This window comes from Petrimonas sp., assembly GCF_963921705.1.
In the GTDB taxonomy this organism is placed as follows: domain Bacteria; phylum Bacteroidota; class Bacteroidia; order Bacteroidales; family Dysgonomonadaceae; genus Petrimonas; species Petrimonas sulfuriphila.
In genome coordinates, this window is the sequence record NZ_OY997410.1 from 1,582,622 (window position 1) to 1,604,899 (window position 22,278).

14 protein-coding genes, 2 tRNA genes and 3 rRNA genes are annotated in these 22,278 nt (G+C 45.3%); 6 read left to right on the forward strand and 13 right to left on the reverse strand.

Annotated elements, in window-relative coordinates; translation table 11 throughout:
- The 4 genes from hemH to AACM02_RS06645 form a co-directional block, all read right to left on the reverse strand.
- Positions 1-966, reverse strand: a complete 966-nt coding sequence (gene hemH, locus AACM02_RS06630) for a ferrochelatase (RefSeq protein WP_332456303.1) — start codon at positions 964-966, stop codon at positions 1-3.
- Positions 967-999: 33 nt separating this feature from the next.
- A complete protein-coding gene (locus AACM02_RS06635; protein ID WP_214062916.1) occupies positions 1,000-2,034 on the reverse strand; it encodes a type I phosphomannose isomerase catalytic subunit in 1,035 nt (344 codons plus the stop codon).
- 117 nt (positions 2,035-2,151) lie between these two features.
- Positions 2,152-4,158, reverse strand: a complete 2,007-nt coding sequence (locus AACM02_RS06640; RefSeq protein ID WP_332456301.1) for an alpha amylase C-terminal domain-containing protein — start codon at positions 4,156-4,158, stop codon at positions 2,152-2,154.
- 24 nt (positions 4,159-4,182) lie between these two features.
- Positions 4,183-4,632, reverse strand: coding sequence for a YhcH/YjgK/YiaL family protein (locus tag AACM02_RS06645; protein WP_214062550.1), 450 nt, complete (start codon positions 4,630-4,632; stop codon positions 4,183-4,185).
- 140 nt (positions 4,633-4,772) lie between these two features.
- Here AACM02_RS06645 and AACM02_RS06650 point away from each other — a divergent pair, with 140 nt between their 5' ends.
- The 6 genes from AACM02_RS06650 (at position 4,773) to rrf (ending at position 12,304) form a co-directional block, all read left to right on the forward strand.
- Positions 4,773-6,206: a PDZ domain-containing protein gene (locus AACM02_RS06650; protein ID WP_339116442.1), complete on the forward strand. Its 1,434-nt coding sequence runs from the start codon at positions 4,773-4,775 to the stop codon at positions 6,204-6,206.
- 636 nt (positions 6,207-6,842) lie between these two features.
- Positions 6,843-8,371 (forward strand): 16S ribosomal RNA (locus AACM02_RS06655).
- A gap of 258 nt (positions 8,372-8,629) precedes the next feature.
- Positions 8,630-8,703, forward strand: a tRNA-Ile gene (locus AACM02_RS06660).
- A gap of 13 nt (positions 8,704-8,716) precedes the next feature.
- Positions 8,717-8,790, forward strand: a tRNA-Ala gene (locus AACM02_RS06665).
- Positions 8,791-9,146: 356 nt separating this feature from the next.
- Positions 9,147-12,044: ribosomal RNA gene (locus tag AACM02_RS06670) — 23S ribosomal RNA — on the forward strand.
- A 148-nt stretch (positions 12,045-12,192) separates the two neighbouring features.
- Positions 12,193-12,304 (forward strand): 5S ribosomal RNA (gene rrf, locus AACM02_RS06675).
- Together the 16S, 23S and 5S rRNA genes with 2 tRNA genes alongside form the textbook arrangement of a ribosomal RNA operon.
- 46 nt (positions 12,305-12,350) lie before the next feature.
- On the opposite strand, the gene AACM02_RS06680 is transcribed toward rrf, so the two are convergent.
- The 9 genes from AACM02_RS06680 to AACM02_RS06720 form a co-directional block, all read right to left on the reverse strand.
- Entirely contained in the window at positions 12,351-14,576 is a 2,226-nt protein-coding gene (locus AACM02_RS06680) for a tetratricopeptide repeat protein (RefSeq protein WP_339116443.1), read from the reverse strand.
- Positions 14,573-15,475, reverse strand: coding sequence for a hypothetical protein (locus AACM02_RS06685; RefSeq protein ID WP_332457419.1), 903 nt, complete (start codon positions 15,473-15,475; stop codon positions 14,573-14,575). The genes AACM02_RS06680 and AACM02_RS06685 overlap by 4 nt, the downstream gene beginning before the upstream one ends.
- A gap of 62 nt (positions 15,476-15,537) precedes the next feature.
- Positions 15,538-16,380: a DUF4922 domain-containing protein gene (locus tag AACM02_RS06690; protein WP_339116444.1), complete on the reverse strand. Its 843-nt coding sequence runs from the start codon at positions 16,378-16,380 to the stop codon at positions 15,538-15,540.
- A gap of 35 nt (positions 16,381-16,415) precedes the next feature.
- Positions 16,416-17,114, reverse strand: a complete 699-nt coding sequence (locus AACM02_RS06695; protein ID WP_339116445.1) for a DUF4919 domain-containing protein — start codon at positions 17,112-17,114, stop codon at positions 16,416-16,418.
- 141 nt (positions 17,115-17,255) lie between these two features.
- The gene (fabD, locus tag AACM02_RS06700; RefSeq protein WP_332457416.1) at positions 17,256-18,137 is read right to left on the reverse strand and encodes an ACP S-malonyltransferase; all 882 of its coding nucleotides are present in this window, start codon (positions 18,135-18,137) and stop codon (positions 17,256-17,258) included.
- 178 nt (positions 18,138-18,315) lie between these two features.
- On the reverse strand, positions 18,316-19,971 hold the full coding sequence (locus tag AACM02_RS06705; protein ID WP_339116446.1) for an AMP-binding protein: 1,656 nt from the start codon (positions 19,969-19,971) through the stop codon (positions 18,316-18,318).
- Between the two features lie 71 nt (positions 19,972-20,042).
- Positions 20,043-20,603: a helix-turn-helix domain-containing protein gene (locus tag AACM02_RS06710; RefSeq protein ID WP_332457414.1), complete on the reverse strand. Its 561-nt coding sequence runs from the start codon at positions 20,601-20,603 to the stop codon at positions 20,043-20,045.
- 67 nt (positions 20,604-20,670) lie between these two features.
- Positions 20,671-21,468, reverse strand: coding sequence for a zinc transporter ZupT (gene zupT / locus AACM02_RS06715; protein WP_214062222.1), 798 nt, complete (start codon positions 21,466-21,468; stop codon positions 20,671-20,673).
- 6 nt (positions 21,469-21,474) lie between these two features.
- Positions 21,475-22,275 carry an inositol monophosphatase family protein gene (locus tag AACM02_RS06720; RefSeq protein ID WP_339116447.1) on the reverse strand — a complete coding sequence of 267 codons (801 nt, stop codon included), beginning with the start codon at positions 22,273-22,275 and terminating at the stop codon, positions 21,475-21,477.
- Between the last annotated feature and the right edge of the window lie 3 nt (positions 22,276-22,278).

The following is a 22,278-nucleotide window of genomic DNA, read 5'->3' on the forward strand; positions in this document are numbered from 1 at the left end:
TTAAACTCCTACGGTTATTTTCCAAATCGCTTCTATCCACTCATCGGAGTTATTGAGGGAGGGAACAAAGACAAATTTTTCTCCTCCGGCTTTCATAAACAATTCGCGAGCCTCAATGTCGATGTCGTACAGTGTTTCCAGATTATCCACCGGAAACCCAGGGGCTATTACCGCTACTTTTTTCCATCCTAGCCGGGGTAAATCGGAAATATCTTTATCTAAAAAAGGTTTCAGCCAATTGTTGCCGCGTTGTGATGCATAAAGAAGAAGCGTATATTGCAGTTGAATGTTGAGCTTTTCGCAGAATAACCGATTGGTTTCTTTCAATTGATAGACATAATCAAACTCTCTCCCTTTCTTCCAGCCTGCCTCCACCTGGTCAACCGGCAGACTGTGATAGCTAAACACCAACTTGTCGATATCTTTCAGGTAAGGCTCCGCATGTTTGGCAAGTGCATTTATAAATGCCGGATGGTCGAAATAAGGCTCAACAAGCTGCAGCCGGTACGAGTGCGGACGTTTGTAAAAAACCCGTCCGATTTCATCTATCGTTGTTTGCGTGGTAGATTGGGCATAATGCGGATACAAGGGAAATACAACAACTTCGTGCAACAGAGGACATTTTTTCTCCAGGTCTTTCAATGCTTGTTCAATCTCCGGTTCACCGTATCGCATGGCGACTTCCACCGGAATATTTTTTTTCGCCTCCAGTGACTGGGCTAGTTTTTGCATGAAATAGATCATGGGAGAGATCTCGGGATCTTCTTTTCGCCAGATTTGACTGTATTTATTAAACGACTTACCGGATGAAACCGGAGCGATAATCTTCTTTGCCAAAAAGCTGGAAACCCATTCAGGCTGGCCGGTAACAAGCGGATCGCTAAGCATATCGCCCACAAATTTCCTAACAGCTTCTTTACTGCAGCTAGCCGGAGTTCCAATATTTATCAATAAAATACCGCGCATAAACGTGTTACTTGTTAGACTTTATACGTGAAGCTATTTTATAAATGTTTCTAATATCTTTGTTGTCTCACTGGGGATAATTAAGACCGACTCGGTCTCTGCCGGAACCAGGACGGTCTCTCCCTGCCCGATAAAAACAGAATTTCCATTGTTGTCTTTCAACGTACAGTGTCCCTGCATACAAATATAGATTACAAAAGAGTCGAGAGCGTTATAGTGCCGTGCCAACGGGATATCCATTTCCAGCAGATTCGTTGAGAAGTACTCACACGTTACCAGTTCTACCGGTTGGTTAAGACGATTTGTATACTCGGTCTGATAATTACCATACACGTTGTAATCGATAGCATCTTTTGCTAATTCTGTATGTAATTCGCGTAAATTTCCCTGTGCATCCTTTCTGTTGTAATCGTAGATACGATAAGTGAGGTCAGATGTTTGCTGAATTTCTGCAATGAAGCATCCTGCACCAATAGCGTGAACCCTGCCCGCAGGCAGGAAAAATACATCGCCTGTTTTTACGTCGTATTTTTGAAGTTTATCGGTAAAGCTGTTGTTTTCTATTGTCTTGATATACTCATCGGAGGTTATCTGTGTTGAAAACCCTGAATAAAGAAAAGCATCGGAGGAGGCTTTTATTACGTACCACATTTCTGTTTTTCCGAAGGAGTTGTGTCGTTCTTTTGCTAGCTTATCGTCCGGGTGAACTTGAATGGACAGATCATCACGGGCATCGATAAACTTGATAAGAAGTGGGAAGGTATTGCCAAACTTCTCATATACTTTTTTCCCTACTAATCGGGCTTTGCTGGTCCGAAGGACTTCATCGATCGGTTTTCCTGCCAACTCTCCATTGCCAACGATGGATATCTTGCCTTCCACCCCCGATATTTCCCAACTTTCTCCGATACCGTCTTCTGCAGGTGTAATGTTTTTAAATTTACAAATATCGGAACCACCCCAAATCATCGGTCTGAGGATGGGTTCAAACTTTAAAGGATATAACGCGACCCCTGAATCCCCTTCAGAGGATTGGGCGGCATGCTGCTTATTAGCGTAAGTATTCATTGTTTTTTAATTTGTTAAAACAGGTCTTCTTGTTTCTCCCGGATTTTCGGGATTGTATACAGAAAAAATGAACTGTTCAAGTAAAATTTGTTTTCCGGCTCCCTTAAAGGGCCGGAGTCATATTTTTTTTAAAACAAAGGCAGAACGGGCCGGCAGGTATATTTTAATCCAGCCTTTTCCGTCTTTTGCATACAACGGATCGTGATGCGTGAAATGATGAACGGTATCGTTGTTCAGACCGAAACCGCCGAACCTGAAGTTGTCGGTGTTGAGAACGATACTGTACTCTCCTTCAGGAACCAACATGCCATAATCATTAAACGATTTTTCCGGATGGAAGTTAAAGACAAACAACAGCCTTTCCCGCATATAAGCCAGCACGTTGTCGTCGTCTTTGTCCCAGATTTTCGTGATAGTTGTGGTCTGAAAGTCGGGAACGGATTTTATGAGATTAATCATTGCTTTATCAAAGTCCCCCAAGTAATGGTACTTGAGGTTTTTGTCGTCAGCCAACTGCCATTGGCGCCGGGCGTATTTGTGAGACCAGTTGTTCCCTTCCCGCGGAAAATCAATCCATTCCGGATGGCCGAACTCGTTGCCCATAAAATTCAGGTAGCCTCCGTTTATGGTGGTGGCCGTAACCAGCCGGATCATCTTATGTAATGCCATTCCTCTGTCTACCCGGAACGAACTGCTCTTCAGTTTCGACATGAACCAATACATGTCGGCGTCTATTAGCCTGAAAATAATGGTCTTGTCTCCCACTAATGCTTGGTCATGGCTTTCCACATAAGAGATTGTTTTCTCGTCTGCACGACGATTGGTAGTTTCCCACCAAATAGCGGAGGGGTGCCACTCTTCGTCTTTTCGCTCCTTAATGGTCTTGATCCAGAAATCGGGGATATTCATCGCCATCCGGTAATCAAAACCGTATCCTCCTGATTTTATGTCCAACCCCAAGCCAGGCATGCCGCTCACTTCCTCTGCAATAGTGATAGCAGTGGGATTTACTTCGTGAATGAGCTTGTTGGCCAGTGTCAGATAACAAATGGCATCCAAGTCTTGTCTGTTGTTGTAATAATCATCATACCGGGTGAAGCTCTCTTCCAGGCCGTGACTGTAGTACAGCATGGAGGTTACACCATCGAAACGGAAACCGTCGAATCTATATTCCTCCATCCAGTATTTGCAGTTCGAAAGCAGAAAATGGAGGACTTCATTTTTGCCGTAATCAAAGCAAAGTGAATCCCAGGCTGGATGGTTTCTGCGGTTGGGATTGCTTGGGAAATACAGGTCATACGAGCCATCAAAACGGGCAATCCCTTCCAATTCGTTCTTTACTACATGTGAATGCACAATGTCCATAATCACCGCGATTCCCATTTCATGAGCTGCATCTATAAGTTGGCGAAGTTCATCGGGTGTGCCGAAGCGCGACGTTGGCGCAAAAAAATTGGATACATGGTAACCAAATGAGCCGTAATAGGGATGTTCCTGAATAGCCATTAATTGAATGGCATTGTATCCGCTGTTCTTGATCCGGGGCAACACGTTTTCCCTAAACTCGTTATAGGTTCCCACCTTTTCTTCTGCGGTAGCCATTCCAACGTGACATTCGTATATAAGGAGTGGCGACGTGTCTGGTTTAAAATTAGTTATTTTGAAGGTATATGGAGTTGCCGGCTCCCATACCTGTGCACTGAATATATGTGTCTGGGCGTCTTGCACAACCCTACGGCACCAGGCGGGAATCCGTTCCCCAGATCCACCCTCCCAGCTGACTAAAAGTTTGTATAAGTCTTGGTGACGAATGTGTTCCGGTGGAATTTTTACTTCCCAAACGCCTTTTTCAATACTTCTCAGCCGGTACGGTTCCATTCGTTGCCAGTTATTGAAGGTGCCGATAAGAAAAATTTCAGTAGCGTTTGGTGCCCACTCACGAAAAACCCATCCATCTGTTGTCTTGTGTAGTCCAAAGTATAGATATCCTGTTGCGAAGTCCGACAACCTGATCTTTCCGTTTTGAGTCAACTCCTTTTCTTTTTTCAAGAAGTAATTGTTCCGGTCTTCTATGCTTCGACTGAAAGGTTCAAGCCAAGGGTCATTTTTTACGATATCCAACATGAATTACTCAGTAATTATTTATAGTTATAAAACAGCAACTTTCAGGATGATCTTCCGGGTAATGCCTTCGCCGATAAGTGGGGCGTGTGCATCTTCGGGCGAGAATATAATAAATTCGCCCGGAAGCACGCGGATATAGGTGGACGGTTCGTCTTCAAACAACTGGAAATCATTTTGGCTGTCGTATTCCTGCGTCGGCATCTTTAGGTTTTTCAAGGATTTCCATCCGAAAATTTCTTCCCGTGTGATAGGAATCTGAATATCGATGAATTTTCTGTGAGTTTCCAGTTTAGTTTCTGTTTTGCTTTTCAAGGCGATTTTTACTGCCGACGCTTTCAGGTATACGCCTTCTATTTCGGAAGTTCCTTCTGGCAAATTGTCCACATCTAATCCTCTGACATACTCGAAAGCCTTTTCAAACAAAGGATTCAATCCAAAATAATTGGGTGCGTTTTCTATGTTGTCCAATATCATAATTATCCGTTTTTTTATCTTATTTGCACAAAGATAACGGATTTTATGAACATTTAGTTTCATTTATTCTCAAAATAAGCGACTCGCGGATTTCAATCAGAAAAAAAACGTATCTTTGTTGTTTGATAAACGATACTGCTATGAAACGAATATTACCCGCATTCATTATACTACTAATATCCGTTGCCGTTTTTTCTCAAAATGATCAGACCACCTGCAACCTGGGATTCTCGTTTAAAATAAGCAATAATTCCAACTGGGGTAATAACGAACCTGTTGTTACGGAGGTTGTTCCCGGATCTCCAGCCGAAAAAGCAGGTTTAAAAGCCAACGATATTATTCTTGAAGTGAACGGAAACGGGACTTACCTGAAGCCGTCACATACCATAATGTCGTGGTTTATGGAGAAATCTTCAGAAATGTCGATATCCATACGCAACTTCGAAGCGTCGTTCAAGCCGATGCATATTGCTAAAGATTGCAGGCCGAGAAACGGATTGAGTGAAGCACAACTGGCTCCTGTGTTTTCGTTTTATAGCCTTGAGGATATTCAGGACCGGAAATTTATTATTCCGGTAAAGACGACCATAAACCCCGATGCTGATTTTTTTAATTACCGGACCTATGATTTTGCTCCTTCTGATGTAAGTTCACGAGAAATGGACGAACGCATTAATTCAATATTTGTGAGGGTGCTGTCTCAGCTCGGTCTCAAGCGCGACAGTGAAGACCCCGATTTTATCATTCAGACCTTTTACAGTTACCAGAACAATCCCATGTTCAAAACGGAATCGCCTACGCGTGGAACCTATTCCGGAACCTGGCGATTCGATACCCGTAACAACCGGATGGTTAAGATTCCTGTATTTGATCCTACTCAACCTGTTAGAATTGATGATGTGATGTATGACCTGGAATTTGGCTACCGGTTTTATGACCGGAAGTTTACGGAACCCGGCAGGTCGATGCTGGTCTGGGAGAGCGAGGTTAAAGAAAAGCTGAGTGATAATTACGGGTTACTGGACTACCTGGAAATGAATCTCCCTTTGATATTGAGTAAATTTCCTAATTCAGGAAACCTGGAAAGAGCCACTTACCACGTGAAGTATTTGCGGTATAACTATACAGGTATTAGTTACGATTTGAATGATTTAAAAACAGTGGTTTCTGTTGATGCCGGGTCTCCAGCAGCCCGCGCAGGGATTAAACCGGGGGATGTTGTGATAAAAGTGCAAGGCCACAATTTCAACCACGATGCAGCATCGCTTACTTCCAGTTACCGGCGGTTTATTGCTGAAACAATGAAATATCGCGATCCAGCGACAAAATATACCGATTCAAACGGGTTTCAAAATGCCATGTACTGGGATATAATACATTATAACAGCATTTCTAAGGAGATTAATGACAAAAAAAGGTATAAGGCCGGATTCTCATACCTGTTCAATTTCAATCAATATATTGACTGGGACACTCCAGATACACTGAATATTGACGTTGAAAGGAAAGGAGAGAAATTGTCCTTTGAGGTGAAACCTATCATAAACAGACACTCCCATGTTTCCGTGGAATAAATTTCCTCTCCGGAGACCTGTTTGATTATAGAAACTTTTCTGAATTTTTATTTTTTCAACATAGCCCGCTATTATATGTGAGCTGAAAAGCCAGGTCCATCAAAAAAATAGACTTAAAATAGGACATGAAAAAAATCAAAACGGTTTCTTGATAAAAAAAATAAAAAAAAGCGGTAAAAAATTTGCCGATAAAATTAAATGCTCTATCTTTGTATCCCTTTCGCAATAATCGAAAGGGTTTGTTATTGAGATAACAAATAAAGTTGCAAAAGTTGAAAAATTGAAGTTGTAGAATCGACTGGAAATCAAGTTGAAAAAATTTTTTTCAAAAAAAATTCAGATTTTGTTTTGTCAATTCAAAAATAGTTTCTACCTTTGCATCCGCTTTCCGAAAACAAGTAGATGTAGAAAGCAATTGATCGTTCTTTGAAAGATTTTCATATACGTTTTTTTAATGACAAGCAGTATATAAAATATATATATTGGTACCCGTTCAATAGAACATAAAAGGAAAAGAAATAGATTCGTGAATCGAGGGTTTGAGGATCACCGGCTATTCGGTTTTTTTGTTTGTCGATGCCTTTCCTGTAGTTGACACAACAGGGGCAGGAAAAGTTCAAGACATATAACAAATATACAACGAAGAGTTTGATCCTGGCTCAGGATGAACGCTAGCGATAGGCCTAACACATGCAAGTCGAGGGGCAGCACATGAGTAGCAATACGATGGTGGCGACCGGCGCACGGGTGAGTAACACGTATGCAACCTACCTTTAACAGGGGAATAACCCGTTGAAAAACGGACTAATACTCCATGACACAGGGGTCCCGCATGGGAATATTTGTTAAAGATTTATCGGTTGAAGATGGGCATGCGTTCCATTAGCTTGTTGGTGAGGTAACGGCTCACCAAGGCCACGATGGATAGGGGAACTGAGAGGTTTATCCCCCACACTGGAACTGAGACACGGTCCAGACTCCTACGGGAGGCAGCAGTGAGGAATATTGGTCAATGGAGGCAACTCTGAACCAGCCAAGTCGCGTGAAGGATGAAGGTCTTATGGATTGTAAACTTCTTTTTCAAGGGAATAAAGTGGGGGACGTGTCCTCCTTTGCATGTACCTTGCGAATAAGGATCGGCTAACTCCGTGCCAGCAGCCGCGGTAATACGGAGGATCCGAGCGTTATCCGGATTTATTGGGTTTAAAGGGTGCGCAGGCGGGATGTTAAGTCGGCGGTGAAATTTTGCAGCTCAACTGTAAAAGTGCCTTCGATACTGGCTTTCTTGAGTGTGGATGAAGTAGGCGGAATTTGTGGTGTAGCGGTGAAATGCTTAGATATCACGAGGAACTCCGATTGCGCAGGCAGCTTACTAAACCACTACTGACGCTCATGCACGAAGGCGTGGGGATCAAACAGGATTAGATACCCTGGTAGTCCACGCAGTAAACGATGATTACTAGTTGTTTGCGATACAATGTAAGCGACTGAGCGAAAGCGTTAAGTAATCCACCTGGGGAGTACGTTCGCAAGAATGAAACTCAAAGGAATTGACGGGGGCCCGCACAAGCGGAGGAACATGTGGTTTAATTCGATGATACGCGAGGAACCTTACCCGGGCTTGAAATGCGGCGGACCGGCAGAGAGATCTGCCTTCCCTTCGGGGCCGCCGTGTAGGTGCTGCATGGTTGTCGTCAGCTCGTGCCGTGAGGTGTCGGCTTAAGTGCCATAACGAGCGCAACCCTCATCATTAGTTACTAACAGGTCATGCTGAGGACTCTAGTGAGACTGCCATCGTAAGATGCGAGGAAGGTGGGGATGACGTCAAATCAGCACGGCCCTTACGTCCGGGGCGACACACGTGTTACAATGGGTGGTACAAAGGGCAGCTACCTGGCGACAGGATGCTAATCTCCAAAACCACTCTCAGTTCGGATCGGAGTCTGCAACTCGACTCCGTGAAGCTGGATTCGCTAGTAATCGCGCATCAGCCACGGCGCGGTGAATACGTTCCCGGGCCTTGTACACACCGCCCGTCAAGCCATGGAAGCCGGGGGTACCTGAAGTCCGTAACCGTCAAGGAGCGGCCTAGGGTAAAACTGGTAACTGGGGCTAAGTCGTAACAAGGTAGCCGTACCGGAAGGTGCGGCTGGAACACCTCCTTTCTGGAGAACGTTCCCGTCCTGTTAACGGCAGGGTTTTGGGCATGGAAGGCAGAAAAGGGGCCCGTTAATCGGAGTCCCGGTCTTCAGACGCTCTTTTCACGTTTTTTTTTTTTTTCAACCGAGAGGTACCGATTCAAAACTGCATCCGTCATAGGAACGTATATAAAACAACATAACACTCACCGGGCAGAACCGTGAGCACGGGAGGCGGGCGTGTCCTGTTTTCCTACGGCGATCGGCCGACACTGCGACCAGCACAGTCCTATAGCTCAGTTGGTTAGAGCGCTACACTGATAATGTAGAGGTCGGCAGTTCAACTCTGCCTGGGACTACAAGGAAGATAACGGGGGATTAGCTCAGCTGGCTAGAGCATCTGCCTTGCACGCAGAGGGTCAACGGTTCGAATCCGTTATTCTCCACTTTGAAACAGGCCGTCTGGCTGCCGAAGAGGAGACCGGGGACCGGTAGGAAGAGTGATGTGAGCCTTGCCGGCAGGAGAGCCGCGGGCGTGAGATTTGAGGAAACATATTGAGGTTTGATGTCCGTCGGGGACAGTGTTCAACGGTTCGACTCCGTATCAGACGGCTATCGAAGGGTGTTCGCGTTAAGCGTTTCCCCTTGGAAGCGATCTTTGACATGATGAAGTAAAAGTAAAAAGAGCAAGAAAATAGTAAGTAACAAAAAGCTAAGTATTTATCAAGCCCTGCTACCGCTGGTTCGTTTTTTCCTTTGGGGAAATTCGGGCGGTGTGGTACAGACGGCACAAATAAAGAGAAAATAAAGTACATAAGGGCACATGGGGGATGCCTAGGCTCTGGAAGGCGACGAAGGACGTGATAAGCTGCGATAAGCCGCGGGGATTGGCAAATACGAATCGATCCGCGGATTTCCGAATGGGGCAACCTGATACGAGAAGATTGTATCATTCCATCCAGTATGGAAGGCAAACGCGGGGAACTGAAACATCTAAGTACCCGCAGGAGAAGAAAACAAAAGTGATTCCCGGAGTAGTGGCGAGCGAAACGGGAATAGCCCAAACCGGTGTTGTTTCGGCAATACCGGGGTTGTAGGACCGGGAAGTGGCAAGAGACCAAGGAAGCGGAAGCGCCTGGAAAGGCGCATCGTAGAGGGTGATAATCCCGTACGCGACTCCCTGGCGAAGCCTACCGGTATCCTGAGTAGCGCGGGACACGAGAAATCCTGTGTGAATCCGGCGGGACCATCCGCCAAGGCTAAATACTCACCAGAGACCGATAGTGAACCAGTACCGTGAGGGAAAGGTGAAAAGAACCTCGAACAGAGGAGTGAAATAGACCCTGAAACCATGTGCTTGCAAGCGGTCGGAGCCCCGTTTACGGGGTGACGGCGTGCCTTTTGCATAATGAACCTACGAGTTACTCTTGTTGGCAAGGTTAAGCGCAATGATGCGCGTCAGCCGCAGCGAAAGCGAGTCCGAACAGGGCGCATAGTCAGCAGGAGTAGACGCGAAACCAAGTGATCTACCCTTGAGCAGGCTGAAGTTTTGGTAACACAACATGGAGGGCCGAACCGGTAAACGTTGAAAAGTTTTCGGATGACTTGAGGGTAGGGGTGAAAGGCTAATCAAACTTGGAGATAGCTCGTACTCCCCGAAATGCATTTAGGTGCAGCCTCGGATAATGAGCTTACATGAGGTAGAGCTACTGATTGGATGCGAGGGCTTCGCCGCCTATCAAGTCCAGACAAACTCCGAATGCGTGTAAGTGATCTCCGGGAGTGAGGGCGCGGGTGCTAAGGTCCGTGTCCGAGAGAGGAACAACTCAGACCATCGGCTAAGGTCCCCAAATATATGCTAAGTTGCATTAAACGAAGTTCTGCCGCTTTGACAGCTAGGATGTTGGCTTGGAAGCAGCCATTCATTTAAAGAGTGCGTAACAGCTCACTAGTCGAGTGGCGGAGCGTGGATAATAATCGGGCATAAGCATATTACCGAAGCCATGGAATTCTAATGAATTGGTAGGGGAGCATTCCGGTCCTGCGTTGAAGGCGTACTGCGAGGTACTCTGGAGCGTCCGGAAAAGCAAATGTAGGTATAAGTAACGATAATGCGGATGAGAAATCCGCACGCCGAAAGACTAAGGTTTCCTGATCAACGCTAATCGGATCAGGGTTAGTCGGGGCCTAAGGATAAGCCTAGAGGCGATTCCGATGGAAGAAACGGTTAATATTCCGTTACTGCTTTGATAAGTTATGTGGGGACGCAGAAGTGACACCACTGCCATCTGACGGAATAGATGGTTGAAGGGGGTAGGCTGTGACCGGTGCAGGCAAATCCGCACCGGGAGCTGAACCTGAAAGTATGGCAAGTCTTCGGATGAGCCAATAATGTGGGTAAGCAGACTGCCGAGAAAATCCGCTAAACGCCAATTATCAACGCACCCGTACCGTAAACCGACACAGGTAGTTGGGTTGAAAATACTAAGGCGCTCGAGTGATTCACGGTTAAGGAACTAGGCAAAATAGTCCTGTAACTTCGGGAGAAAGGACGCCACTGGCGACAGTGGCCGCAGAGAATAGATTCTGGCGACTGTTTAACAAAAACACATGGCTATGCGAATTCGAAAGAAGCTGTATATAGCCTGACACCTGCCCGGTGCTGGAAGGTTAAGAGGAGATGTCATCGCAAGAGAAGCATTGAATTGAAGCCCCAGTAAACGGCGGCCGTAACTATAACGGTCCTAAGGTAGCGAAATTCCTTGTCGGGTAAGTTCCGACCTGCACGAATGGTGTAATGATCTGGACACTGTCTCAACCGTGAGCTCGGTGAAATTGTAGTATCGGTGAAGATGCCGATTACCCGCGATGGGACGAAAAGACCCCGTGAACCTTTACTATAGCTTTACATTGAATTTGGGCACTTGATGTGTAGGATAGGCCGGAGGCAATGAAGCAGGTACGCCAGTATTTGTGGAGCCGTCGTTGAAATACGGCCCTTTGATTGTTTGAGTTCTAACCCGCGGCATGCGGGGACACTGTATGGTGGGTAGTTTGACTGGGGTGGTCGCCTCCAAAAGAGTAACGGAGGCTTCTAAAGGTACCCTCAGACCGATTGGTAACCGGTCGCAGAGTGTAATGGCATAAGGGTGCTTGACTGGGAGACAAACAAGTCGATCAGGTAGGAAACTAGAGCATAGTGATCCGGTGGTTCCGCATGGAAGGGCCATCGCTCAAAGGATAAAAGGTACTCCGGGGATAACAGGCTGATCATTCCCAAGAGCTCATATCGACGGAATGGTTTGGCACCTCGATGTCGGCTCGTCACATCCTGGGGCTGGAGAAGGTCCCAAGGGTTGGGCTGTTCGCCCATTAAAGTGGCACGCGAGCTGGGTTCAGAACGTCGTGAGACAGTTCGGTCTCTATCTATCGTGGGCGTTAGAGATTTGAGAGGCCCCGACACTAGTACGAGAGGACCGTGTTGGACAGACCTCTGGTTTACCGGTTGTGGCGCCAGCTGCATTGCCGGGTAGCTAAGTCTGGGCAGGGATAAGTGCTGAAAGCATCTAAGCACGAAGCCTACCTCGAGATTAGATCTCTTTATAAGGGTGGTTGTAGACGACGACCTTGATAGGCTGCAGGTGGAAGTGCGGTAACGTACGTAGCCGAGCAGTACTAATTGCCCGTACGCTTTATTTTCGTGCAAGCTCTTTGAATCGCAGGATTTGATAAATATGGCTTTTGGGTTGTTTGCCCGTGAGTATTGATCTTTTTACTTTTCATCATGTTTTATCAGCACAGGGAGAAGAAGAGCGGTCAGGAAAGACCTTTTCACTCCCGGACTTACTTAAGGTGGTTGTAGCGTTGGGGATCCACCTCTTCCCATTCCGAACAGAGAAGTTAAGCCCAATGGCGCCGATGGTACTGCACACAAAGTGGGAGAGTAGGTAGCCGCCGTCCTTTATCAGAAAAGCCTTCAGGAGAAATCCGGAAGGCTTTTTTTATTTTACTTTTTCTCATATACCTCATACCTCACTTTGTCCAAGATGACGGGTAAAATCTCCAGATCAATTCCAGCTTCACGAAGTTCATCCAGATCCTCGTCGAATAGCGATTTAAAAATGGGGAAGCTACCTGCTGATTTTACAGCTTGGATATACATCTCAACGGCTTTTTTGGTATTGGAGAGACAGAACTCTACGTGTCCGGCATTCAGGTAGTCGTGAGTATTGGGTTTGTTTTCGATGATTTGGGAATAGTACCGCTGTGCAACGTCGAATTTACGAGATAAGAATGCACACCAGGCTATGGAACGCCATGCGCGGGTATTGTCGGAACTCAATAAATCTACTTTAAAGTAATAGTTCAGTGCTTCGGCGTATTCGTCAAGTTCCAGGTAACAGTGGCCGATATTGAGCTGTATATTCAGGTCATCGGGTTTGAGTTGTTCCAGCCGACGATAATGTTGTAATGCGCTTTCGGGTTCTTTCAATAAGCGATAGCAATGAGACATGCGACGCAGAACCCAGGGGTTGTTTTCATCCATAAGGTCAGCTTTCAGATAGGCTTCCAGTGCTTCTTTTACTTTACCCTGCATCTGGTAACAATAGCCAATTTTCTGCCAGGTTTCGCTTGTAGGGGTTCCTTTTTTTGCCAGCATCAGATACGTTTCGCCTGCTTCCTGGAAGTTGTTTTTCTCGAAATAATACAAGGCTATACGTTCGAGATTCTTTGCTTCCGCAACGATAGGAAGGAACGGTTTCAGCCGATGATAGTCAAGAGGGGCTGCGAAAATATCGACAAAATCGGTTTTACGCGGATAAAGCTTGAAAAAACGGTATAAATCCTGGACATATTGTTTGCAAATAGTTTCTTCTTTTTGATACGGATTGAGTACGAGTTCCTCTTCTGCCATTTTTTTCAATTCCTCGCTTTCCGCTCCTAGTTGCGCTGCCATCATGTCGCGGTATTGTCCGGGCATAACCATTATGCTGAAGCAGAATGAGTATTTATCAGAGTTGCAAATCATTGAAGTGTTGAGCATAGCGGAAAGCAGGCTGTCACTCTCCGGTTTGTCCGAAAAGAAAGGTTGCAAGGAACTGTGTTGCTTGTCGAACGGCAGAAACCAGTTGCTCATCTCGTTGAAGAACGGGTAATTTTTAAGGTTGGAGAAAGTGGAGTGGAACACATCTGCACCGCCCATCTGCATGTCGGTAAACTCCTGCAGTTTATCCGTTAATCCGGCTTCATCCAGAATTTTTTGCCACTCGGGATTCTTTTCGTCCAAGCCGCTTTCGCCCATCCACTCTTCCAGGTTTATTTTCTTCCCGATCATCGGGCTGAGTTTCATCATTTCGGGAATGATTTCCTCCGTAAGTTTTTTAGTGATTTTTTCGGTTTCGTGTGCCTGAATAAACTGGATGATAACAGTCATGAGACGGCGCGCGAAAACCGCATCATCTGCCATTACCGACAACCTGCCGGTGATTTCGGGATAATACTTCCACCGGTTTTTGTATTGTCTGAGCACGGCTACAATACCTACTATAGCCCGCAACGAGATTTCGGATTCGGCGTGGCTGCAGCTATCGAATAATAGCTCCACTTTCCGCCAGTCAAAACGTTGCAGAACGTTCATCGTAAGGGCGGAGATTAGCATGCATTTGACCGGAACGGGAATACCGGTGTGGCCTAGAAATTCGCGGTATGCCTTTACCTGTTCTTCGTTTGTTCGTGACGAAGAAAAAACTGCGTTAAAGAGATCCTGTATGGTATGCTCTTGTTTTACAGTGTTTTGTCTAGTTCGGGTCTGCCTTTCATCTTCGTCGGGCAAAAGACCGATGACTGAAAAAGTATCGATCTGGCGGATGATAATGTCCTGATATTCTTCTATGGATAATGGTTGACGTACATTAGCCATCCTTACTCTCTCGAAAAAAACGGAAGAACTGTTGCGGGTTTGCCACTGTTCCAGCAAATCATCGGCCAGTAAGTATATGTCGCGGACCAGGCGCTGGTAAATTTTTTGTTGTTCGGGATCCTTGTTACCTTCAACAAGGTAGTGGATCATATACTTGTAGTTGGTTTCAAGTTCCGATATTTTCTCCGCCGCAATCCAGTTTTGCAGACTGGCAGCCCAAGATTTTAAGCTATCGAAAGCGTCCTTCAAACGGTAACTTTCGATAAAAGCCAGAATATCGGCATGTGTTTTTGTCGCTTCATTCAAGTTCATATCAGTGTCTGTTTATTATCTTTGATAATCAAGACCGAAGGAAGACAGTGAGTCCACGAAAGTGGTGAGCCGATAAGCTTTTCCCAGCCGTTGAATCCGATGATCATCAGGTCTTGCTGTTGGATGAAGTTGAGTTCAATCTTTTTGTTATTGTCCCACAACTTTACCCGCCCATCGGTTTTCTTTGCAATAAACTGAAAAAGTTTCTGGAACTTTTGGTCGGATTCCATAAGTCCGATAGCATCCCACACGGTTACCGTCACATCTGGATTTTTTGCCATTTGATAAAAATAGGGAAACGAATAAGCATCTTCCTTATAGAGGATGGGCACGAAAAGCTGATTGGCATCCAAATAGTTGTTCTCAACAAATATTCCGGTTGAAAGCTTATTGCGGGCAAGTAGTGTGGATACATTGTTCAACGAGGAAGCTGCTTTTTCGTCGAGTTGCTGAAGAGCAGCTTCCGGAAGGTTGTTTTCCTCTCTTAATTTAAGGTATTTATGCCAAAGTGAGGAGTTGAAGACAGAACTTCCTATCCCCAACAACACCAGGTTGCAGTTATATTCGTCGGCAGTACGCAAGATATCTTCCACATAGTTTTCCGACTGTTTGACAAATGTGCGGACAGAAAGTTTGTTTGCCTCGCTCAGTTGGATGATATCGGAAAACAATTCGGATTTATACGTGTTCTCGTCCTGGATGTGTTTTGCCTGTTCGGCGTCAATTAAATTTAACAACGTGACGGATGATTTGTCGGGCCTGAAGCGGACCATTTTATTCATGAGTGCTCCCAGTGCCTTTCCCGTCTTCACTTTTGAAAAACAGATAAGGGCATTTACTGGCCGTTTTAATTCATTTTCTCCTTCGATCCGTTTTAAAAGAATATCTACAAATTCCATACCAATGTCTTTTTAAGTTGAGAGCAAAGAACAAAGAGCAAAGATGAAAAGATTAAGATAGGTTATATTATCGGCATCGAAACCTGGGAGTAAATGTCTACTATCTCTTCTTTTCTGATTTTATTAAAATCTTCTTCACGTACCGTGATGATCAGTCCAGCCATATCAATGGCGCCCGGGCTGACAAGCAGCTGCCGTTTGCCTTCTTCATAAAATTGCCTGGGACGGTGAGCCTTACGAGGAAAAATATGCAACACGTAGCGGTTATTTTCAACAAATGCAATGAGATTGAACAAAGGTTCTTCCTCTTCGGGCTGTCGGCTGTGCAGGTATTGATACACATCTTCGAAACGTTCTTCCACCTCTGATTTCGAAGTACTTTCAATAACCAGACACGATCGAAGTTCGTTTTCTCCGGCCATCAGTATGGGGGACTTTAACCCTGCCTGCAAGTGAAAGTGATCGGGGGCCGATGCCCCGCACTTTGGCCCGTTATAGAAGACAATGTAGTCTGGCAGAAGCTCGGCAAGCGTCAGCATGTCGCCTGTTTTTTTACGGATACGCTGAGGAACGTGCGAGTATAGTGTAATAGTCAGGTGGTTACGTAAGATAGGAAAGGGATTGAGGAGAATGATGTACTTATCGAGAAACGGGATTCCCGACTGAACTTTTGGACGGTTTTTCTCGCATAAGAAACAGGGCCGTTTTTCGATATTGCTCTTGTCCACCTTAGCAGATACAGATTCAATGCGAGATGGATTGAACTGGATGTCCACTTTTAGTTCGTTCCCCCAATTGAATTCTTTTACGTTTATGTGATCAAGCTGTTCTGTGGCAGCTCTCAGTTGTTCCCAATCCCTTTGCTGTTCAATAAAAAGTTGATCTATTTTTCGTTGAAGTTGCATCTTTCGGTCATTTGAATAACAAAGAGAAGGATAATTTAAATCTTCCCGCTTCCTTTTCGTTTGACATAATCGAAAGTAGGCGAAATATTGAAGTACATTTTATCCACCCCAAACCGGTTGGGGGCAAGCGTCAAGGAGTTGCAGTCGCAGTTTTTCTCAATTTTATCCTGGCCTCCGAACTTAAAACCTAAAAAGCCCAACAGGTCGTATTCGTGAGAAACCTTTATCACGTAATAAGGGGTCGACTTCAACATTCCATCGCCCGAGCTGATAATAGCTCGTTGTACAATGTTTCTTTGTTGAGCTGTTTTTTTGTATGCATCCACATTATTTTTTTGCGCATAAACCAATAATTTGGCGTTTAAGGCCCGCATGTTAAATGGATCTTCTGCCAGTAAAGCATCGGCAAACTGCAATACGTCATCATAATCCCGGTCTGAAAAATGCTGTTTGTTAAGAACGGTGGCCATCCGGGCATTGTACTGCGACGTATCAGCCGGATTGTACGATGGTTGAAAAACATAACCAAAATACAAATGACGCTGTTCATCCACTGTCATCGTAGAGTCTCCCAGTTTATAGCGTTCCATCAAATTGGAATAATTGAAGTTGGATGAACTGTTGTTTATGTTCCGTTCAATTAATTTATAATCGGGTGCGGTTGGGCCGTCATATTGTGCAAAAAGTGTTATGCTACAAAAGGCAAGCACAGCCATGATCGTTAATTTTTTCATTTTTTCGGTTTTTTGATGAATATGCGAACAAATGTATTTTGTATTTTCGATTTTAACAAATTAGTTTCACTAACAAAACTTAAATAGACATCGGATGTCAGACCGCTTCCCTTTTAGACTCTTGGAAGTCTGTCGTCACTTTTATTGTTTCCCCGAAACAGTTACGTTTTTATCGATCTTCGATACCAAGCCTTGCAGTACGTTTCCCGGGCCAAGCTCCATAAACTCGGAGGCGCCGTCGGCAATCATGTTCTGAATCGATTGAGTCCATTTTACAGGAGCAGTCAGCTGTGCCACTAGATTTGCTTTTATAACTTCCGGGTCGGTCTCTCCGATTGTAGAAACATTCTGATAAACCGGACAACAAGGCCTGGAGAAGGAGGTCGCAGCAATTGCTTCGGATAATTCTATTTTAGCGGGATCCATGAGCGGTGAGTGGAATGCCCCACCCACTTTTAGCGGGAGAGCCCTTTTGGCACCGGCTTCTTTCATTTTCTCGCAAGCGATTTCAATCCCTTTCAGCGATCCGGAAATTACAATCTGTCCCGGACAATTGTAATTGGCAGGAACAACTACCTCGTCGATCCCGGCGCAAATTTCTTCTACCTTATCATCGGACAGGGCCAGTATGGCAGCCATGGTCGAAGGGTTCTTTTCGCATGCTTTCTGCATGGCCAACGCACGTTTATAAACCAGTTTTAATCCATCTTCGAACGACAAGGCTCCGGTGGCCACCAACGCTGAAAATTCTCCCAATGAGTGGCCTGCAGTCATACTGGGACTGAACTCGCCTCCCATAGTTTTAGCGAGAATTACGGAATGAAGAAAAATAGCCGGCTGGGTGACTTTTGTCTGGCGAAGATCTTCGTCTGTCCCTCCGAACATTAAATCCGTAATACGGAAACCCAAAACTTCGTTGGCTTTCTCGAACATTTCTTTCGCCAACGGTGATGTCTCGTACAATTCTTTTCCCATACCGACAAATTGTGCTCCTTGTCCGGGAAATACATATGCTTTTTTCATACGGTTGTTATCGTTTAATTTTTTTTATTAAAGTGGTTATGACAATTGAGCGAAGCGGGAGGCTGGTTGACTCCCATCCGGTCGTTGAAGGTGGGGTGCAAGCTGACTTACGTGCTAGTGTCATAAGAATATCATTAAAATTTTCTGTTTAACGTTTCAATAGGCATTTTGTTTTGGATCAACTGTCGTTTCCCCTGATCTCCACCCGTCGGATTTTTCCACTTATGGTTTTTGGCAGTTCATTTACGAATTCAATGATGCGTGGATATTTGTAGGGTGCGGTTACGTTTTTCACGTGCTCCTGAATATCGTGTGCCAAGTCGTCATTTGCTTTCTCTTTGTATTGTGGTGCTAAAACGATGGTGGCTTTGATCACTTGCCCGCGAATTTCATCGGGTACACCGGTAATGGCGCATTCCACAACAGCGGGGTGTGTCATAACGGCGCTTTCCACTTCAAACGGACCAATTCGGTAACCGGAACTTTTGATGATATCGTCGGTCCGTCCTACAAACCAGTAATAACCGTCTTCGTCGCGCCAGGCCATATCGCCAGTACGGTAAAGGTTATCGGTATATACGCTGCGTGTGAGTTCTTCATCGCGATAGTATCCCATAAACAGAGCCAATGGACGTCCTTCATCGGTACGAAATACAATTTCACCCTGCTCGCCGTCTTCTGCTGAACGACCGTCGTATGTAAGCAAATCCATTTTATAGAGGGGATTAGGCATACCCATTGAACCGGGTTTAGGTTCTATCCAGGGGAAAGTAATGACAGTGGGAGCCGTTTCGGTCTGCCCAAAAGCTTCCATCATCTTGATTCCGGTTTTCCGGTAAAATGTTTCGAAGACCGAAGGATTTAACGCTTCCCCTGCAGTGGTACAGTATTCCAGTGACGATAAATCGTATTTGTCCAGCTCCTCGCGAATGAGAAACCTGAAGATAGTTGGTGGAGCACAAAGTGAGGTTACTCGGTATTTCGAAATCATCGAGAGCACATCGGCAGGGATGAACCGTCCTTCAAAATCGTACACAAACACGCATGCACCCACAATCCATTGCCCGTAGAGTTTTCCCCACACGGCTTTCGCCCATCCGGTATCGGCTAAGGTCAGGTGTATGCTGTTCTCGTGCAGGTTGTGCCAGAATTTTGCGGTGGTGATGTGCCCGAGGGGATAGGTAAAGTCGTGGATGACCATTTTGGGTTGTCCTGTGGTTCCCGACGTGAAATAGAGAATCATGATATCCTCGTTCTTGTTCACCTGTTCGGGTTTCACAAACGGTACGGCATTCTCTACGCCGTTGTGAAAGTCAATCCACCCTTCGGGAATGTTCTTTCCAATCATAATCCGGTATTTTACCGACGGTGATTTTGGCATGGCCCCGTTTACGTGCTCAATCAGATTGTCGTCTTGTGAAGTAATTATCGCCTTGATGTCAGCTGCATTGGCACGATAAACAATGTCCTTGTCGGTAAGCAGGTGTGTGGCGGGAATAGCCACGGCTCCTATTTTATGAAGAGCCAGGATAACGTGCCAGAACTCGATGTTCCGTTTGAGAATCAACATCACCATATCGCCTTTCCGTATGCCCAGGGAAAGGAGGAACGATGCCGTTTTATCGGATAACTTTTTTAACTGGGAAAAGTTTAAGTCTTTGTGTTGGCCTTTATCGTTTGTCCAGCACAAAGCGCGTTTGGTGGGATGTGTTTTTGCCCATTCGTCCACCACATCGTAGGCGAAATTAAAATTCTCGGGAACTTGGATTGCATAGTTGTCTACAAAATCCTGATGCGATGAAAACGAGATTTGTTTTAAAAATTTTTCTAACATAAAATTCTGCTTCACGTAATTTGTTCGCGTAACTAATTAGCTGCACGTTATAGGTTGCGTTGTTGATCAGCCTATGGCTCGATCACCACAGCCAGGAATTTCACTGCTTTGTTGTTCAACGCTTTCATCCCATGGGGTAATGAGGAATCGAAATAAATGCTGTCGCCTTCGTTTAATGTGATGTTTTTACCGTTATGATGGAAAAGTAGGCTTCCTTCGAGCACGAGGTTGAATTCCTGTCCGGGATGAATATTTAAGAAAAAATCGGTGTCCTTTGCTTTTGGTTCTACCGTTACGATGAAGACGTCGCCCATATTGTGGGTGAATCCAGCCGTCAACGACTGATATTTATATGCTGCAACGCGTTCAACAGCGAGGCCTTGATCCTTACGGGTCACGAAGTAGGAGGTCATTCTTGGCTCCGTACCGAACATCAGCGTAGCCAGGTCCACATTAAACTCCTTCTCGATACGCTTAAGGAGCGATATGGAAATGTCGTTTTTCCCTTCTTCATAGGCTAGATAGACACTTGTTTCAAGCTCAAGGCGTTGAGCCATTTCGCCGGGCGTGAAATCCAAGGCGTCGCGCAATCCTTTTATGCGTTCTCCAATTGCTTTTATATCGGTAGTCATGTCTGATGTTGTTAAAGTGTGTATAGATAGTGTACAAAGTTAATCAATTTCTCAGCAATCGTGCTTGTCAAATAAACAAATATAAACTGACCGCCATAATAACCATTCCTGTAACCAGGCCAATGATCGAGAGGTGGTGCTTTCCGTATTTCTCGGCACTCGGAAGTAGTTCGTCCAACGATATATATATCATAACCCCGGCAATTATAGCCAGAATAAGTGCATCGAGTACGGGATTCCAGAACCTGATCAGAAAGAGGTAAGCAATAATGGCTCCTACCGGCTCTGCCAGACCCGATGAAAACGATAACCAAAAGGCTTTTTTTCGGCTTCCTGTAGCGTGATAGATGGGAACAGCAACAGCAATGCCTTCCGGTATATTGTGGATAGCAATGGCTACCGTAATGGGTATAGCGACTTCCAGCGAGTTAATCGCTGTCATAAACGTAGCAATCCCTTCGGGGAAATTGTGGATGCCAATAGTGAGTGCGGTAATGATACCGGTATGTTTTAACCGCAGCTTGTTTTTCTTCATTTCTTCCACACCGTGCATCTCATGGGGGTTGCTCGATTTGGGAACCAGGAAGTCGATAAGCGCAATAAAGGCAATCCCTCCAAAAAGTGCCAGAAGCATATACAGGTTTGCTATTTTTTCGCCAAAGGACTCCGATAGCATTTCGAGTGCCTTGGGCAACATCTCCATAAATGAAACGTAAATCATTACCCCTGCCGACAACCCTAAGGCGAAGCTCAGGAAATTGGTATTGGTACGCTTTGCGATGAGCGCAATAAGGCTTCCAATGCCGGTTGAAAGTCCGGCAAACAACGTAAGGAGAAATGCGGTAAGAACTACTTGGTTATCCATGTCGGGTTATGGGTTAGTTTCTCCGTTATTGATGATTTTATCCATTATCTCCTGGTGGATCTTTCCGTTGCTGGCCACCAGTTCTTTGTTGAAAATATAATTGCTGCCTCCCGAAAAATCGGTGCATGTGCCTCCGGCACATTCCAGGATAAAAGTTCCGGCCGCCACATCCCAAGGTGAGAGGCCTGAATGGAAATAGGCATCGCTTCTTCCGCAGGCAACATAACAGATTTCAATGGCTGCCGAGCCTTTGATCCGAAAACTGCATTTTCGGAATTGTCCCGCGGCGTTCTTAAGTATTTTCTCTCCCCGGTCATCAAGGGAATAAGGGATCCCGAACCCGATGTATCCGTTCGTAAGCGTTTGGTGCAAACTGGTTTTAAAGGAATTCCCGTTCAGGGTAACCTTACCTTTGGCAGAAGCGGAAAACAGCTCGTCGGCAACGGGGTCGTAGACAACTCCCAGAATAATCTCCCGGTCCTTCATCAATGCGATACTTACAGAAAACGGAGTGTCACCGTGAACGTAATTGGTGGTTCCGTCCAGTGGATCGATGATCCAAGTGTACTGTCCATCAACGTAAGTGACGGTGCCCTCTTCGGTAAGGAAAGTAGCGCCGGGAATCAATTCTCCCAATTTTTTCACCAACATTTTTTCGACTTCCGTATCGATGTGCGTTACGAAATTTCGCGTACCTTTCAGTTCAATATCCGATTGATGCAATTGTGCTTGCTGTTCTTTCAGAAATTCTCCCGTTGAACAGGCAATCTGTTCAACGTTATTACGTATTCTATTGATGTCTATCATCTT

Bases quoted from the DNA above. Each gene is read 5' to 3' on its own strand.
- hemH (WP_332456303.1), bottom strand. From the start codon at position 966: ATGCGCGGTATTTTATTGATAAATATTGGAACTCCGGCTAGCTGCAGT.
- AACM02_RS06635 (WP_214062916.1), bottom strand. From the start codon at position 2,034: ATGAATACTTACGCTAATAAGCAGCATGCCGCCCAATCCTCTGAAGGG.
- AACM02_RS06640 (WP_332456301.1), bottom strand. From the start codon at position 4,158: ATGTTGGATATCGTAAAAAATGACCCTTGGCTTGAACCTTTCAGTCGA.
- AACM02_RS06645 (WP_214062550.1), bottom strand. From the start codon at position 4,632: ATGATATTGGACAACATAGAAAACGCACCCAATTATTTTGGATTGAAT.
- AACM02_RS06650 (WP_339116442.1), top strand. From the start codon at position 4,773: ATGAAACGAATATTACCCGCATTCATTATACTACTAATATCCGTTGCC.
- AACM02_RS06680 (WP_339116443.1), bottom strand. From the start codon at position 14,576: ATGAACTTGAATGAAGCGACAAAAACACATGCCGATATTCTGGCTTTT.
- AACM02_RS06685 (WP_332457419.1), bottom strand. From the start codon at position 15,475: ATGGAATTTGTAGATATTCTTTTAAAACGGATCGAAGGAGAAAATGAA.
- AACM02_RS06690 (WP_339116444.1), bottom strand. From the start codon at position 16,380: ATGCAACTTCAACGAAAAATAGATCAACTTTTTATTGAACAGCAAAGG.
- AACM02_RS06695 (WP_339116445.1), bottom strand. From the start codon at position 17,114: ATGAAAAAATTAACGATCATGGCTGTGCTTGCCTTTTGTAGCATAACA.
- fabD (WP_332457416.1), bottom strand. From the start codon at position 18,137: ATGAAAAAAGCATATGTATTTCCCGGACAAGGAGCACAATTTGTCGGT.
- AACM02_RS06705 (WP_339116446.1), bottom strand. From the start codon at position 19,971: ATGTTAGAAAAATTTTTAAAACAAATCTCGTTTTCATCGCATCAGGAT.
- AACM02_RS06710 (WP_332457414.1), bottom strand. From the start codon at position 20,603: ATGACTACCGATATAAAAGCAATTGGAGAACGCATAAAAGGATTGCGC.
- zupT (WP_214062222.1), bottom strand. From the start codon at position 21,468: ATGGATAACCAAGTAGTTCTTACCGCATTTCTCCTTACGTTGTTTGCC.
- AACM02_RS06720 (WP_339116447.1), bottom strand. From the start codon at position 22,275: ATGATAGACATCAATAGAATACGTAATAACGTTGAACAGATTGCCTGT.